This is a genomic window from Microbacterium sp., assembly GCF_039812165.1.
Lineage (GTDB): Bacteria > Actinomycetota > Actinomycetes > Actinomycetales > Microbacteriaceae > Microbacterium.
Genome location: NZ_JBDIAB010000016.1, coordinates 13,127 through 27,316, shown reverse-complemented (window position 1 = coordinate 27,316; position 14,190 = coordinate 13,127). Strand labels below are relative to the sequence as shown.

At 72.2% G+C, this 14,190-nt stretch carries 12 protein-coding genes; 3 read left to right on the top strand and 9 right to left on the bottom strand.

Features of this window, described 5'->3' with window-relative positions:
* Positions 1-167: 167 nt before the first annotated feature.
* The 4 genes from eno to WML84_RS02960 form a co-directional block, all read right to left on the bottom strand.
* Complete coding sequence (eno, locus tag WML84_RS02975; RefSeq protein WP_347344659.1) at positions 168-1,448, bottom strand: phosphopyruvate hydratase; 1,281 nt, start codon at positions 1,446-1,448, stop codon at positions 168-170.
* Positions 1,449-1,530: 82 nt separating this feature from the next.
* Positions 1,531-2,208: an O-methyltransferase gene (locus tag WML84_RS02970; RefSeq protein WP_347344658.1), complete on the bottom strand. Its 678-nt coding sequence runs from the start codon at positions 2,206-2,208 to the stop codon at positions 1,531-1,533.
* A complete protein-coding gene (locus WML84_RS02965) occupies positions 2,208-2,654 on the bottom strand; it encodes a YdeI/OmpD-associated family protein (protein ID WP_347344657.1) in 447 nt (148 codons plus the stop codon). The genes WML84_RS02970 and WML84_RS02965 overlap by 1 nt, the downstream gene beginning before the upstream one ends.
* A gap of 7 nt (positions 2,655-2,661) precedes the next feature.
* On the bottom strand, positions 2,662-3,498 hold the full coding sequence (locus WML84_RS02960; protein WP_347344656.1) for a helix-turn-helix domain-containing protein: 837 nt from the start codon (positions 3,496-3,498) through the stop codon (positions 2,662-2,664).
* 205 nt (positions 3,499-3,703) lie between these two features.
* Here WML84_RS02960 and WML84_RS02955 point away from each other — a divergent pair, with 205 nt between their 5' ends.
* Positions 3,704-4,216 (top strand): VOC family protein, encoded by a 513-nt coding sequence (locus WML84_RS02955; protein WP_347344655.1) that lies wholly within the window; start codon positions 3,704-3,706, stop codon positions 4,214-4,216.
* Between the two features lie 7 nt (positions 4,217-4,223).
* Here the strand turns inward: WML84_RS02955 and hisS are convergent, their stop codons facing one another.
* The 4 genes from hisS to WML84_RS02935 form a co-directional block, all read right to left on the bottom strand.
* Positions 4,224-5,489, bottom strand: coding sequence for a histidine--tRNA ligase (gene hisS, locus WML84_RS02950; protein ID WP_347344660.1), 1,266 nt, complete (start codon positions 5,487-5,489; stop codon positions 4,224-4,226).
* Positions 5,490-5,676: 187 nt separating this feature from the next.
* A complete protein-coding gene (locus WML84_RS02945; protein WP_347344654.1) occupies positions 5,677-6,372 on the bottom strand; it encodes a MazG nucleotide pyrophosphohydrolase domain-containing protein in 696 nt (231 codons plus the stop codon).
* Complete coding sequence (gene nhaA / locus WML84_RS02940; protein WP_347344653.1) at positions 6,369-7,709, bottom strand: Na+/H+ antiporter NhaA; 1,341 nt, start codon at positions 7,707-7,709, stop codon at positions 6,369-6,371. Before nhaA ends, WML84_RS02945 begins: the two co-directional genes overlap by 4 nt.
* Before the next feature lie 93 nt (positions 7,710-7,802).
* On the bottom strand, positions 7,803-9,302 hold the full coding sequence (locus WML84_RS02935; protein WP_347344652.1) for an alanine/glycine:cation symporter family protein: 1,500 nt from the start codon (positions 9,300-9,302) through the stop codon (positions 7,803-7,805).
* A 91-nt stretch (positions 9,303-9,393) separates the two neighbouring features.
* On the opposite strand from WML84_RS02935, the gene WML84_RS02930 reads away from it, so the two are divergent.
* Positions 9,394-12,063, top strand: a complete 2,670-nt coding sequence (locus WML84_RS02930) for a phosphoenolpyruvate carboxylase (protein WP_347344651.1) — start codon at positions 9,394-9,396, stop codon at positions 12,061-12,063.
* Positions 12,064-12,085: 22 nt separating this feature from the next.
* Here the strand turns inward: WML84_RS02930 and WML84_RS02925 are convergent, their stop codons facing one another.
* Positions 12,086-12,685: a gamma carbonic anhydrase family protein gene (locus WML84_RS02925; protein WP_347344650.1), complete on the bottom strand. Its 600-nt coding sequence runs from the start codon at positions 12,683-12,685 to the stop codon at positions 12,086-12,088.
* 124 nt (positions 12,686-12,809) lie between these two features.
* Between WML84_RS02925 and gdhA the strand changes: the two genes are divergently transcribed.
* Entirely contained in the window at positions 12,810-14,168 is a 1,359-nt protein-coding gene (gdhA, locus tag WML84_RS02920) for an NADP-specific glutamate dehydrogenase (protein WP_347344649.1), read from the top strand.
* The last annotated feature ends 22 nt before the right edge of the window (positions 14,169-14,190 follow it).

Below are 14,190 nucleotides of genomic sequence, written 5' to 3'. Positions count from 1 at the left end.
GCATGATGATCATGAAGCCCGACAGACGGATGCCGCCGAGCCACTCGCGCACGTCGACCCGGCGGCGCGCTCGCGGCGCGCCCTCGCGGGTCGTGCCGGACGCACGAGAAGAGGGAGCCGTCCTCTTCGCCACGGCTCCCCCTCTCGTTCGAACGCTCTGTCGCGTGTCAGCCCTTGTAGCGCGGGAAGGCGGCACGGCCGATGAACGAACCGGCCTCGCCGAGCTCCTCCTCGATGCGCAGAAGCTGATTGTACTTCGCGACCCGCTCGCTCCGAGCGGGCGCGCCGCTCTTGATCTGGCCCGAGTTGACCGCGACCACGAGGTCGGCGATCGTGGTGTCCTCGGTCTCGCCGGAGCGGTGCGAGAACATCGTGGTGTAGCCCGAGCGGTGCGCGAGCTCGACGGCATCCAGCGTCTCGGACAGCGTGCCGATCTGGTTGACCTTCACCAGGAGCGAGTTGCCGGCGCCGCGGGCGATGCCGTCGGCGAGGCGGGCCGGGTTGGTGACGAACAGGTCGTCGCCGACGAGCTGGGTCTTCTTTCCGAGCTTCTCGGTGAGCGCGGTCCAGTTCTCCCAGTCGTCCTCGGCGAGGGCGTCCTCGATCGTGACGATCGGGAAGGCGTCGACGAGGTCGGCGTAGTAGTCGGTGAGGGCGGCGGCGGTCCAGTCCTTGCCCTCGAAGTGGTACACGCCGTCGTCGAAGAACTCGGTGGCGGCGACGTCGAGGCCGAGCGCGATGTCGGGGCCGGGACGGAAGCCGGCCTTCTCGATCGCCTTCACCAGGAAGTCGAGGCCCTCGCGGTTGCTGGGCAGGTCGGGGGCGAAGCCGCCCTCGTCGCCGAGGCCGGTCGCGTAGCCCGCGGCCTTCAGCTCGCCGCGGAGCACGTGGTAGGTCTCGGCACCCCAGCGGAGCGCCTCGGCGAAGCTCGACGCGCCGATCGGGGCGAGGAAGAACTCCTGGCAGTCGATGCCGTTGTCGGCGTGCTCGCCGCCGTTGATGACGTTGAAGAGCGGGATCGGCAGGACGTGCGCGTTCGGGCCGCCCAGGTAGCGGAACAGCGGCAGGTCGGCGGCGTCCGCCGCGGCCTTGGCCACCGCGAGCGACACGCCGAGGATGGCGTTGGCGCCGCAGCGCGACTTGTTCTCGGTGCCGTCGGTGGAGATGAGGATCTCGTCGACGACGCGCTGCTCGCTCGCCTCGATGCCCTCGATCGCCGGGCCCAGCTCGTCGATGACGGCCGAGACGGCCTTGAGGACGCCCTTGCCGCCGTACCGGCTCTTGTCGCCGTCGCGCAGCTCGTACGCCTCGAAGGCGCCGGTCGACGCACCGGACGGGACGGCCGCGCGCTGGACGGTGCCGTCGTCGAGCAGCACCTCCACTTCGACGGTCGGGTTGCCGCGCGAATCGAGGATCTCGCGCGCGCCTACAGCATCGATGAGTGCCACAGCTGACTCCTTGCTCGTGGAGGGTGGGGTGTCCATCGCCGAGTCTAGCCATGCGCGTGCATCGCCCGCAGGCTCGATCCGGTCAGGTCAGCACGGCCAGCGCGACCCCGTCCCACCCCTTCAGGTCGAGCGTCTGCAGAGCGGTGGCGTCGAAACGGGGGTCGTCGCCGAGCATGGCGAGCGCCCGCTGCGTGCCGACGACCATCGAGTCGGTGCTCGACGCGTCGGCGATCCGTCCCGCGCGGCCGACGTTGTCGACCACGACGACGGTGCCGGCGTGCCCGAGCCGGGCCGCCCAGTCGAGGTACAGCGTGTTCGACTCCTTGTCGGCGTCGATGAAGACGAGGTCGAACGGCTCCTCGCCGGCGAGGGTCGGCAGCACGTGCTCGCCACGGCCGATGCGGATGTCGACCCGCTCGCTCACACCCGCTCTCTCCAGGTTCGCGCGGGCGACGCGCGCGTTGAACGGCTCGGCCTCGATCGTGACGACCAGGCCGTCGCGCGGGATGCCGCGGGCCAGCCAGATCGTCGAGTAGCCGCCGAGGGTGCCGATCTCGAGCACCCGCCGCGCGCCGCTGATGCGGGCGAGGAGGTGCAGGAGCTTGCCGGACAGCGGCGACACCTCGATGGCCGGGAGCCCCGCCTCCTGCTGCGCGGCGACCGCCGCCTCGAGCGCGGGGTCGTGCCCGACGAGCGTGTCGGAGAGGTAGCGGTCCGCCGCGCGCCACGCGTCGGGGGTGGGGACGGGCGCCGCGGCCATCACCGCGCACCCTGCAGCATCGCGACGGCCGCGGCGATGCGCCGCTGCCTCGTCTCGGGGCGCTTGGCCTCGGTCACCGCGCGCACGTGCTCCTTGCGGTGCGAGGGCGGAAGCGCGTCGAACGCCGCGCGCACGCCCGGGTCGGCGTCGAGCGCCGCGGCGAGGTCGTCGGGCACGGCGACCTCGCGCGGCGCGGCGTCGAGCGCGATCGTCGCGTCGACGGTGTCGCCGATCTCGACGCCGAGCTCGGCGCGCGCCGCCTTCGAGAGGCCGATGAGGTTGCGTCCGCCCATGACGGCGAGGCGCAGGCGGGCCGTGCGCGACCCGATGGTCACGGCCACCGGGGCGCGCCTGCCTCCGCCCAGCTCGTCGACCTGCGCGTCGGTGAGCTCGATCGCGGTCGCGGGCCCCTGTGCCTCGAGGGTGGCGGTGATGCGAAGCGTCATCCGTCGATCATGCCTCCGATCGCGCATCGCCGGAAGGGCCGGACCCGGCGTCCGCCGTTCCCGCGGCCGAGCCGCGGTACGCGCTCGGCGTGAATCCGAGGACGGCGCGGAAGTCGTGGGTCAGGTGCGCGTGGTCGGCGTAGCCGAGCTCGGCGGCCAGCGCCGCGAGGTCGGCGGACGGATCGTCGCGCACGCGCTGCGCCGCCTCCTGCAGGCGGCGCCGGCGGATCATGGCCGACGGCCCGACGCCCACGTGGTCGAGCATGAGGCGCTCCAGGGTGCGCGCGGACACGTGCAGCCTGTCGGCGGCATCCGCGACCCGCACGATCTCGCGGTCGTCGAGCAGGAGCTCGGCGGCCGTGTTGGCCTGCAGCCCTCGATCGGTGGGCGTGCCGACGACCTCGCCGAGCCAGCGTGCGAACGCGTCGACGGCCGCCGCACGACCGCGCTCCCCCGGATCGGCGCCCGCCATCGCCGCGCAGATCTCCGCGTGCAGTTCTGCGGCGTCGACGGGCGCCCACCCGTCGACCAGCTCGGCCGGGCGAGGGGCGATCGCGGGGACTGCGGCCGGTCGCAGCAGCGCCCCGACGGCCCAGCCGCGACCCCGCAGGTCGCGGTGCGAGCGCGTGGTGGCGGCGCCCACCACGATGACGCCCGAAGGCTCCACCACGACGTTGACGGTCGGATACCCGACGACCTCCTGGCGCGAGGAGCGGCCCGGCGCGATGGACCACTGCGGCACCCAGAACCACCGCACGAGCGCGCATGCCGCGGCCGGCGGCGGCAGGCGGTGGAACTCGGGGAGGCGCGCCGGGTAGAGGATGCCCCGCGCCTGATCCATCATGGGACGCACCCTACGACCAGGCTCCGACACGCGCGTCGGCATGCCGCGGTTCGTCGGAGATCTGCCGTCCTTCGGATGCTGCCCGGCGAATCGGTCCGACATTGTGCAGATCTCCGACGAAGCGCCCCGGACAACGGGGCGCGCAGGTGGGACGCGTCGCGAATCTCCAAGCGCGCGGCGCGCGCCGCGACGTACCGTGGCGCCCATGACCAACGAGAGCACCGCCGGCGTGACCGGCGCGCACACCACGGACGGACGCCCGCACGGGCTCAGCAGCATCACCCCCTTCCTCGCGATCGCCGGCGCGCGCGAGGCCATCGAGTTCTACCGCGACGTTCTCGGCGCGCGCGTCGTGGACGTCACCGAGATGGGCGGCGTCGTCGCGCACGCCGAGCTCGACTTCGGCGCGGGGCACCTGCAGCTGGGCGAGCCGTCGCCCGAGTACCACCTCGTGCCCGCGCCCGGCGGCGAGGACGACTGCTACTCGCTCGGGCTGTACTGCGACGACGTCGACGCGCTCACGGCGAAGGCCGAGGCGGCCGGGGCCACGGTGCGCGAGGCGCCCTCGACGTTCGTCTCGGGCGACCGGTTCGCGAGCATCCGCGATCCGTTCGGCGTGCGCTGGTCGCTCCTGACCCGTGTGGAGGACCTCACCGAGGAGGAGTCGACGCGTCGCGTCGCCGAGTGGGCGGCGTCGTTCTCCGCCGCCGACGCCTGAGCGCCGGTCAGCCGAGCGGCTTGAGCTCCAGGGCGTCGCGCGCGGCGCCGGCGCCGACCGTGGCGAACGACGTGTAGCCGTCCGCGGCGGCGCGCTCCAGGAGCCCCCTGAGGTTCTTGGGGCGCCGCTCCAGCCGCACGCGCGACCCTTCGGCGACGAGCGCCGCCTTCAGTGCCAGCAGCTCGGGCAGCGCGACGTCGCGGTCGTGCACGAGGACGACGGCGGATGCCGCGGCGTCCTCGGTCTGCGCGACGAGGTCGACGATGCGCTCGAACCCGATCGAGAAGCCCACCGCGGGCGTCTCCTGCCCGAGGAAGCGGCCGATCATGCCGTCGTAGCGCCCGCCGCCGCCGAGCGAGTAGCCCACGGACGGGTGCGCGAGCTCGAAGATCGGGCCGGTGTAGTAGCCCATGCCGCGCACGAGGAACGGGTCGTAGCGCAGCGGCACGCCGCCCTCGGCGCCGCCCGGACGCGCCGCGGCGACCGCGTCGCCGATCGCGACGAGCTGCGCGATGAGCTCGTCGGGCGCGCCGTCGGGCAGCGCCTCGCGGATCTGGCGCTCGCCGTACGGGAGAAGCTCGAGCGTCTGTGGGCGGACGAGGAACGAGCGGAACGCGTCGACGGCGCCGGCATCCGCCCCGCGCTCGACGAGCTCGGCGGCGACGCCGTCGGGGCCGATCTTGTCGAGCTTGTCGATCGTGATGAGGACGCCCGCGCGCTGGTCGGCGGCGAAGCCGAAGGCGTCGAGCATCCAGTCCAGCAGTCGGCGGTCGTTGATGCGGATCGTGCCGCCGACGAGACCCAGCGCGTCGAGCGCGTCGAGGCTCGCGACGACCAGCTCGGCCTCGGCGCGCGCGGAGGAGTCGCCGATCACGTCGATGTCGCACTGCACGAACTGGCGGTAGCGGCCCTTCTGCGGGCGCTCGGCGCGCCACACCGGCGCGGCCTGGATCGCGCGGAACACCGTGGGGAGCTCCGCGCGGTGCGTCGCGTAGAAGCGGGCCAGCGGCACCGTGAGGTCGTACCGCAGGCCCAGGTCGGCGAGCGCGCCCGGATCGTCGGCGGCCGCGCGGATCGCGTCGGCGTCGAGGCCGCGCCGCAGGACGTTGAAGGCGAGCTTCTCGTTGTCGCCGCCGATGCCGGCGTGCAGGCGCTCGTAGTCCTCCATGACCGGCGTCTCGATCTCGTCGAAGCCGTGCGCGCGGTACCGCTCGCGGATGACGGCGAGCACGCGCTCGCGACGGGCCTTGTCGGCGGGGAGGAAGTCGCGCATGCCGCGCGGCGGGTTCACGGATGCCACGCGCTCCATCCTCTCAGGTCGCATCCGGGGCTCGCACGCGCGGCTCTCGCCGCGAATCGCGCCCGAACTAAGGCTGGAACGCGCGATCGCGCACTCTCGCGGCCGGGATCCGTCCGTCCGGTCTCGTTCGGGCCGCATAGCTCGCGTGCCGGGGCTCGCGTCAGCGCGCCTCGGCGGCGCGGATCTGCGCCGTCAGCCCCCGCAGTCGCTCCCGCAGCGCGCGCTCGGCGTCCCACCCGTTCGCGCGGGCGACCGCGACGAGCGCCAGGAGCGCCTCCCCCAGCTCGGCCTCCGAGCCCGGCGCGTCGAGACTGCGTGCCGGGCGTGCAGTCTCGACACACGGTTGGAGTCTCGCGGTCTGGAGCTCGGCGGCGGGTGCGACCCGGGCGGCCTTGCCGAGGAGCTTCTGCGCGAGGGCGAGCGACGGCATCCGCTCGCTCACCCCGTCGAGCACGCTCGTGCGCTCGCGCTTCTCGGCGGCCTTCGCCGCGTTCCACAGCTCGAGCACGCGCTCGGGCGTCTCGGCGGTCTCGCCCGCGAAGACGTGCGGATGCCGGCGCACCATCTTCTCGGTCAACCCGCGCGCGACGTCGTCGACGTCGAACGGGTCGTCCGGGTCGCGCGAGGCGATCTCGGCGTGGAACAGCACCTGCCACAGCAGGTCGCCGAGCTCCTCGCGGAGGTCGGCGCGGGAGCCGTCCTCGATCGCGTCGATGAGCTCGGCGGACTCCTCCACGAGGTAGGGGACGAGGTCGCGGTGCCCGATGCGCTGCGTCCACACGCAGCGGTCGCGCACGGCGCGCATCGTGTCGGCGGCGGTGCGGAGGGCGTCCGCCGGGTCTGCGTCCGCGCTCATCGCTCCTCGTACACGTCGGGGACGCCGTCGCCGTCCGCGTCGACGGCGCGCTCCTCCTCGATCCGCCGATAGCGGCGGTTCCGCGCGATCAGCACGATCGACGCGAGCCCGGCCGCGATCACCGACGCGAACAGGATCGCCGTCTTCGCGTGGTCGTGATGCGGATCGGTGTACGAGAAGCTCAGCTCGGTGACCAGGAGGGACACGGTGAATCCGATGCCGGCCAGCAGGCCGACCCCGAACAGGTCGATCCAGGTGACGGTGGGATCCAGGCGGATGTGACGGATGCGGGTGATCGTCCAGGTCGTGAGCACGATGCCGATCGGCTTGCCCAGCACCAGTCCCGCGAGCACGCCGACGGTCACCGGATCCCTGATCGTCGCGGCGAGGCCCTCCGCCCCGCCGATCGCCACGCCCGCGGAGAAGAATGCGAAGACGGGCACCGCGAAGCCGGCCGACAGAGGGCGGAACCGATGCTCGAAGACCTCCGCGAGGCCGGGCGCGCCGTCGTCCGGGACCTCCTTGCCCCGGAGCACCGGGATTGTGAACCCGAGCACGACGCCGGCGATCGTGGCGTGGATGCCGGACGCGTGCACGAACGCCCACGCCACCAACCCCAGCGGCAGCAGGATCAGCCATGCGGCAGCGGGCCTGAGGTGGAAGAGCGACTGGTAGCGCTGCGCCAGGAACCCGTAGACGAGGATCGCGAGCGCGCCGAGCACGAGCGGCACGAGCTGGATCGACTCGGTGTAGAAGATCGCGATGATGACGATCGCAATGAGGTCGTCGACCACCGCGAGGGTCAGCAGGAAGATGCGCAGCGGGCTCGGCAAGTGAGAGCCGATGAGCGCGAGCACCGCGACCGCGAACGCGATGTCGGTCGCCGTGGGGATCGCCCATCCCCTCAGCAGGGCCGGTTCGTGCGCGACGACGGCGACGTAGATCAGCGCCGGCACGGCGACGCCGCCGGCCGCAGCGACGACGGGGACGATGGCCGTGCTGAAGCGTCGCAGATCGCCGGCGACGAGCTCCCGCTTGAGCTCGAGGCCCACGAGGAAGAAGAAGATCGCCAGCAGACCGTCCGCCGCCCAGGTGCCGATGCTCAGGTCGAGGTGCCACGGCTCGTACCCGAGCTTCAGATCCCGCAGCCAGAAGTAGCTCTCCGCCCACGGAGAGTTGGCCCAGACGATCGCGATGACCGCCATGACGACCAGCAGCGCGCCGCCGACCGTCTCCTTGCGCAGCAGCTCGCCGATGCGCACCGACTCGGCGTAACTGCCGGCACGCGGGAACTGGCTCGTCGTCGGCCCGTGGGGCGCGTTGTCCGGGGTGTTCATGACGGCTCCGATCGGCACGGTTGACTCCCTGTCGACCAGACTTCCCGACACACCCGGGTACACCCTACAAGGTCGGCCGCATCGCGACGCGGCTCACTCATGGTGCAGGTGGTCGCGGTGCTTCCTCGTCTGCCGTGCGACGCTCTCCGCATCGATCGGCCCCGTGACCGAGAGCTCGTCCTCCCAGACCTCGATCCCCCGCACGTCGGGCAGCCGATCGCGCGTGAAGACCGGGTCCCTGCCCGCGCGCCGCTGCGCCGTGTAGTCCTTGAGCAGGCGGAAGGCGATCGGCGAGAGCAGCGCGATCGCGATCAGGTTCACGAGCGCCATGATCCCCATCGCGCCGTCCGCGAAGTTCCAGACGACGTCCGCCGAGACGACGGCTCCGAAGAAGACGGCGACGATCGCGAGGATGCGGTAGCCGAGCAGCGCCGATCCCTGCTGCGTGATGAACTCGATGTTCGACTCGCCGTAGTAGTAGTTGCCGAGGATCGAGCTGAACGCGAGCAGGAAGATGATGACGCTGAGCAGGATGTTCGACCAGTCGCCCAGCGCGCCGACGATCGCGCCCTGGGTGAGTGCGATGCCGCGTTCGGCGCCGGCGAGGTCGGGCACCGAGACGAGGACGATGAACGCGGTGATCGAGCAGACCAGGAAGGTGTCGAAGTAGACGCCGAGCGTCTGGACGAGTCCCTGCTTCACGGGGTGGGTCACGGCCGCGCTGGCGCCGGCGTTCGGCGCCGAGCCGAGCCCTGCCTCGTTGGAGAACATGCCGCGCTTGACGCCGGTCATGATGATGTAGCCCAATGTCGCGCCGACGACCTCGTTGGGGCCGAACGCCTGCGCGAAGATCGCCGTGAACACGACGGGGACGCGGTCGACGTGGATGAACACGATGATGAGGCCGAGCAGCAGGTAGAGCAGCGCCATGAGCGGCACGAGGGTCTGCGTGACCGAGGCGATCCGCCGCACGCCGCCGAACACGACGGCCGCCATGAGCACCGCCAGCGCGACGCCGATCGCCCACGGCAGCCAGCCGGAGACCTCCTCGCCGAGACCGCCGGCGACGGTCGCCTGGATCGTGTTGGCCTGCAACGAGCTGAACGCCACCGGGAAGCAGACGATGAGGATGACCGAGAACAGGACGCCCATCCACCTCGCGCCGAGGCCGCGGGCCATGTAGTAGGCGGGCCCGCCCCGGAACCCGTCGGCGTCCCGGGTCTTGTAGAGCTGCGCCAGCGACGACTCGATGAACGACGACGCGCCGCCCACGAACGCCATCAGCCACATCCAGAAGACCGCTCCGGGGCCGCCGATCGCGATCGCGGTCCCGACGCCGGCGATGTTGCCGACGCCCACCCGTGAGGCGGCCGAGATCGTGAACGCCTGGAAGGCCGACACGGACTGCGGCTCCCCGGTCGCGGTGCGCGGCGTCTTGTCGGTGAGCGTGCGGAACATCTCGGGGATCAGACGGAACTGCACGACACCGGAACGGACCGTGAAGTAGATGCCGAGTCCCACCACCACCGGCAGGACCACCCACGTCCACAACTCGTCACCTCTGGCCAGCAACCATTCGTTCACGGCATCCATGCCGCCCAGTATGCCGACAAAGGTCCGCGCCCCACAGGCCGGACGAACAGGTGTGACAAGACGGAAACATCCGGAGCATTAGCGTTGAGTCATGCACGAGACCACCCGCACCGAGGCCATCGACCTCGTCGGCCGCTACGAGGCCGGCCAGGAGCTCCCCGAGAGGATGCGCGCCGACGTGCGCTTCCTCGGCGCCATGCTCGGCCAGGTGCTCCGCGAGAGCGGCTCCCCCGGCCTCTACGAGGACGTCGAGCGCCTGCGCACCGCGACGATCGCGGCCTACACCGACGAGTCCCCCGAGGCGTTCGAGCGCGCCGCCGCGATCGCGGACTCGTTCACGGTGGACCGCGCCGACGAGGTCGCCCGCGCGTTCACCGCCTACTTCCACCTCGTCAACCTCGCCGAGGAGCACCAGCGCGTACGTGCGCTGCGCGAGCGCGACGGCCAGGAGGACCGGTCGGATGCCGCGGACTCGCTCTCGTCGGCGTACGCGCGCCTCGCGACCGAGATCGGCGACGACGCGGCGCATCGCCGCCTGACCGACCTGCGCTTCCACCCGGTGTTCACGGCGCACCCGACCGAGGCGCGCCGGCGCGCCGTGTCGATGAGCATCCGTCGCCTGGCCCGGCTTCTCGACGACTACGACGCGTCGCACGTCGCCGGCGCCGACCGCAGACGCGCCGAGCGGCGGATGCTGGAGGAGATCGACACGCTGTGGCGCACCGCGCCGCTGCGCGCCGAGAAGCCGAGCCCGCTCGACGAGGTGCGCGCCGTCATGGCGGTCTTCGACGAGACGCTGTACACGTCGGTGCCGCGCGTGTACCGGCGCGCCGACGACGCGATCCAAGGCTCGGTCGGCGGCCGGAGCGAGCCGGTCGTTCCCGCGTTCGTGCGCCTGGGCACGTGGGTCGGCGGCGATCGCGACGGCAACCCGTTCGTGACGGCGTCCGTCACGCGCAAAGCCGCCGACATCGCCTCCCAGCACGTCCTGCTGGGGCTGGAGCGCACGACGGTGCGCGTCGCGCGCGGGCTCACGCTCGACGCCGACTCGACGCCGCCGAGCGCCGCCCTCGTGGCCCTGCGCGACCAGCTCGCCGCGGCCGACGAGACCGGCGCCCGCGACGCCCGCAAGCGCGCGGTGAACGAGCCGCACAAGCAGGTGCTGCTGCTGCTGGCGCGCCGGATCGCCGGCACGCGCGCCCGTGACGCGCTCGCGTACGGCGACCCGGAGGAGCTGCTCGCCGGCCTGCGCACGGTGCAGGGCTCGCTCCTCGAGGCGGCGGCCGCACGCCAGGCCTACGGGCACCTGCAGCAGCTGATCTGGCAGGTGGAGACCTTCGGCTTCCACCTCGCCGAGCTCGAGGTGCGCCAGCACTCCGCCGTGCACGCGAAGGTGCTCGCCGAGTGCGAGGCCGGCGGCGAGCTCAGCGACCAGGCGCAGGAGGTCCTCGAGGTCTTCCGCACCGTCGCGACGATCCAGAAGCGGCTCGGCCCGCGCGCGGCGGGGCGCTACATCGTGTCGTTCACGCAGTCCGCGGCCGACCTCGCCGCGGTGCACGCGCTCGCGCGGCACGCGGTCGGCCCCGACGGCACGCCGCCGGTGCTCGACGTCATCCCGCTGTTCGAGACGTTCGCCGACCTGCAGGCGGCACCGGCGATCCTCGCCGAGATCGTGCAGCATCCGCTCTTCGTCGAGCGTCTCGCGCAGACCGACCGTCGCCTGGAGGTCATGCTCGGCTACTCCGACTCGTCGAAGGACGTCGGCCCGGTGGCCGCGAACCTGGCCCTGTACGAGGCGCAGGCGCAGATCGCGGCGTGGGCCGATGCGGAGGGCATCCGCCTCACCCTGTTCCACGGGCGCGGGGGTGCGCTCGGGCGCGGCGGCGGCCCCGCGAACTCGGCGATCCTGGCCCAGCCGCCGCACTCGGTCGACGGACGGTTCAAGCTCACCGAGCAGGGCGAGGTCATCTTCGCGCGCTACGGCGACCCGGCCATCGCGATGCGTCACATCGACCAGGTCGCCGCGGCGACGCTGCTCGCGTCGGCGCCGTCGATCGAGCAGCGCAACCGGGATGCCGCGGAGCGCTACGCCGACGTCGCCAAGACGATGGACGCGGCCTCGCGCGAGCGGTTCTTCTCGCTCGTGAAGGCGCCCGGCTTCGCGCCGTGGTTCGCGACGGTCACGCCGATGGAGGAGATCGGGCTGCTCGCGCTCGGCTCACGCCCCGCGCGGCGCGGCCTGTCGGTGGGCTCGCTCGAGGACCTCCGGGCGATCCCGTGGGTGTTCGCGTGGACGCAGGCGCGCATCAACCTCGCCGGCTGGTTCGGCCTCGGCACGGCGCTCGAGGCGGTCGGCGACGAGGAGCTCCTCCGTGAGGCGTACCGGGAGTGGCCGCTCCTGCACACCGTCGTCGACAACGTGGCGATGAGCCTCGCCAAGGCCGACCCGCGCATCGCGCGGCGCTACCTGGCGCTCGGCGACCGCGACGACCTCGCCGACCTCGTGATGGACGAGCTGCTGCTGACCCGCGACTGGGTCACCCGGGTGGTCGGCGGCAACGGCCTGCTGTCGAACAAGCCGATCCTCCAGCGCGCGGTGAAGATGCGCAGCCCCTACGTCGACGCGCTGTCGCTGCTGCAACTGCGGGCCCTCCGCGCGCTGCGCACCTCCGACGAGCCGGCCACCGACGCGCGCGAGTGGCAGCGGCTGCTGCTGCTGTCGGTCAGCGGCGTGGCGGCCGGCCTGCAGAACACCGGGTGACGGCGGCCCGCCCCGGCACGAGTCAGTCGACGCGGCGGTCGTGCGCGTGGCGCGCGAGCGACGTGCCGTACCGCTCGGTGAGCTGCACCATCAGGTCGGGCGTGTCGCGGTCGACGCCGAACACGTAGCCGGGGAAGTCGAGCTCGGGCTGCGCGGCGCCGATCTCCTCGTGCCGGTCGGGCGAGAGGAGCCGCACCGGGTCGCCGACGGCGACCCAGCCGATCGGCACCACGGTGCGCTCGGGCAGCACGGTGTGGCGGTGCACGATCGCGTTGATGCGCACCTCGCAGCGTCGCCCGACACGGGCGCCGTTGAACACGCGCGCCCCGGAGGCGAGGAACACCTCCTCGTCGAGCGTCGCGCCCGCGACGCTCGCGAGCGTGCCGACGAGGGTGTGGTCGCCGATCCGCACCGCGTTGGCCGCGGTCGCTCGGATGAGGGCGTTCTCCATGACGATGACGTGCTCGCCCAGGACGACCGGTCCTCCCTCGGCGGTGATGATCGCGCCGTGCAGCACCTGGGCGCCCGCGCCGATCGTGACGTCGCCTGAGATGACGGCGGTCGGGGCGACCACCGCGTCGGGATGGATGCGGGGACGCGCCCCGAGATGCTCGAACTGCACGCAAGCCTCCTCGCTCATCGTCAGCGTACGGCGAGCGCGAGCCGGCGTCGAGAGTTCGCACGCGACGCCGCTAGGGTAAAGACCGGCCGTTCTCGAGGCCGCCCCATCACGAGGAAGTCTGCCTGTGACCGAAACGCTCCACGCCCTGCCCGCCTCCGTCCGCGGCGTCTTCGACACCGTCCAGTCGCGCAACCCCCACGAACCCGAGTTCCAGCAGGCCGTGCACGAGGTCCTCGACTCGATCGCGCCGGTCCTCGACTCGCACCCGCAGTTCGTCGAGGCCGGCATCGTGGAGCGTCTGGTGGAGCCGGAGCGGCAGATCATGTTCCGCGTGCCGTGGGTCGACGACGCCGGCAGCCTGCAGGTCAACCGCGGCTACCGTGTGCAGTTCTCGTCGGTGCTCGGCCCGTACAAGGGGGGTCTGCGCTTCCACCCCAGCGTGAACCTGTCGATCATCAAGTTCCTCGGCTTCGAGCAGATCTTCAAGAACGCGCTCACCGGCCAGGGCATCGGCGGCGGCAAGGGCGGCAGCGACTTCGACCCGCACGGCAAGTCCGACGCCGAGGTCATGCGCTTCTGCCAGTCGTTCATGAACGAGCTCTACCGTCACCTCGGCGAGCACACCGACGTCCCCGCGGGCGACATCGGCGTCGGCGGCCGCGAGATCGGCTACCTGTTCGGGCAGTACCGCAAGATCACGAACCGTCACGAGTCCGGCATGTTCACCGGCAAGGGCGTCCAGTGGGGCGGCGCAGAGGTGCGCACCGAGGCGACCGGCTACGGCGCGGTCTTCTTCGCGCAGGACATGCTGGCCGTGCACGGCGAGTCGTTCGACGGCAAGCGCGTCGCGGTCTCGGGCTCGGGCAACGTCGCCATCTACGCGATCGAGAAGTCCTACCAGCTCGGCGCGACGCCGGTCACGGCATCCGACTCGTCCGGCTACGTCCACGACGAGAACGGCATCGACCTGGCCCTCCTGCGCCGCATCAAGGAGGTCGAGCGCGGCCGCATCTCGGCCTACGTCGCCGAGCGTCCGAACGCGACGTTCGTCGAGGGCGCCACCCCCTGGGAGGTGCCGGTCGACATCGCGCTGCCCTCGGCGACGCAGAACGAGCTCGACGAGCACGACGCGTACCGGCTCATCGCCGGCGGCGTGCGCGCGGTCGCCGAGGGCGCCAACATGCCCTCGACGCCGGGCGCGGTGGCGATGTTCCAGGAGGCGGGCGTGCTGTTCGGGCCGGGCAAGGCCGCCAACGCGGGCGGCGTCGCGACCTCGGCGCTGGAGATGAGCCAGAACGCCGCGCGTCAGCGCTGGAGCTTCGACGACAGCGAGGCGCGCCTGCGCACCATCATGCAGAACGTGCACGACTCGGCGTTCGCCGCCGCGGAGAAGTACGGCCGCCCGGGCGACTACGTCCTGGGCGCCAACGCGGCCGGCTTCGAGCGCGTCGCGCACGCGATGCTCGCCCAGGGCATCATCTAGCCCAGGACGTCAGCTCACCGAC

Bases quoted from the DNA above. Each gene is read 5' to 3' on its own strand.
- WML84_RS02970 (WP_347344658.1), bottom strand. From the start codon at position 2,208: ATGGCCGCGGCGCCCGTCCCCACCCCCGACGCGTGGCGCGCGGCGGAC.
- WML84_RS02965 (WP_347344657.1), bottom strand. From the start codon at position 2,654: ATGACGCTTCGCATCACCGCCACCCTCGAGGCACAGGGGCCCGCGACC.
- WML84_RS02960 (WP_347344656.1), bottom strand. From the start codon at position 3,498: ATGATGGATCAGGCGCGGGGCATCCTCTACCCGGCGCGCCTCCCCGAG.
- WML84_RS02955 (WP_347344655.1), top strand. From the start codon at position 3,704: ATGACCAACGAGAGCACCGCCGGCGTGACCGGCGCGCACACCACGGAC.
- hisS (WP_347344660.1), bottom strand. From the start codon at position 5,489: ATGCGCGACTTCCTCCCCGCCGACAAGGCCCGTCGCGAGCGCGTGCTC.
- WML84_RS02945 (WP_347344654.1), bottom strand. From the start codon at position 6,372: ATGAGCGCGGACGCAGACCCGGCGGACGCCCTCCGCACCGCCGCCGAC.
- nhaA (WP_347344653.1), bottom strand. From the start codon at position 7,709: ATGAACACCCCGGACAACGCGCCCCACGGGCCGACGACGAGCCAGTTC.
- WML84_RS02935 (WP_347344652.1), bottom strand. From the start codon at position 9,302: ATGGATGCCGTGAACGAATGGTTGCTGGCCAGAGGTGACGAGTTGTGG.
- WML84_RS02930 (WP_347344651.1), top strand. From the start codon at position 9,394: ATGCACGAGACCACCCGCACCGAGGCCATCGACCTCGTCGGCCGCTAC.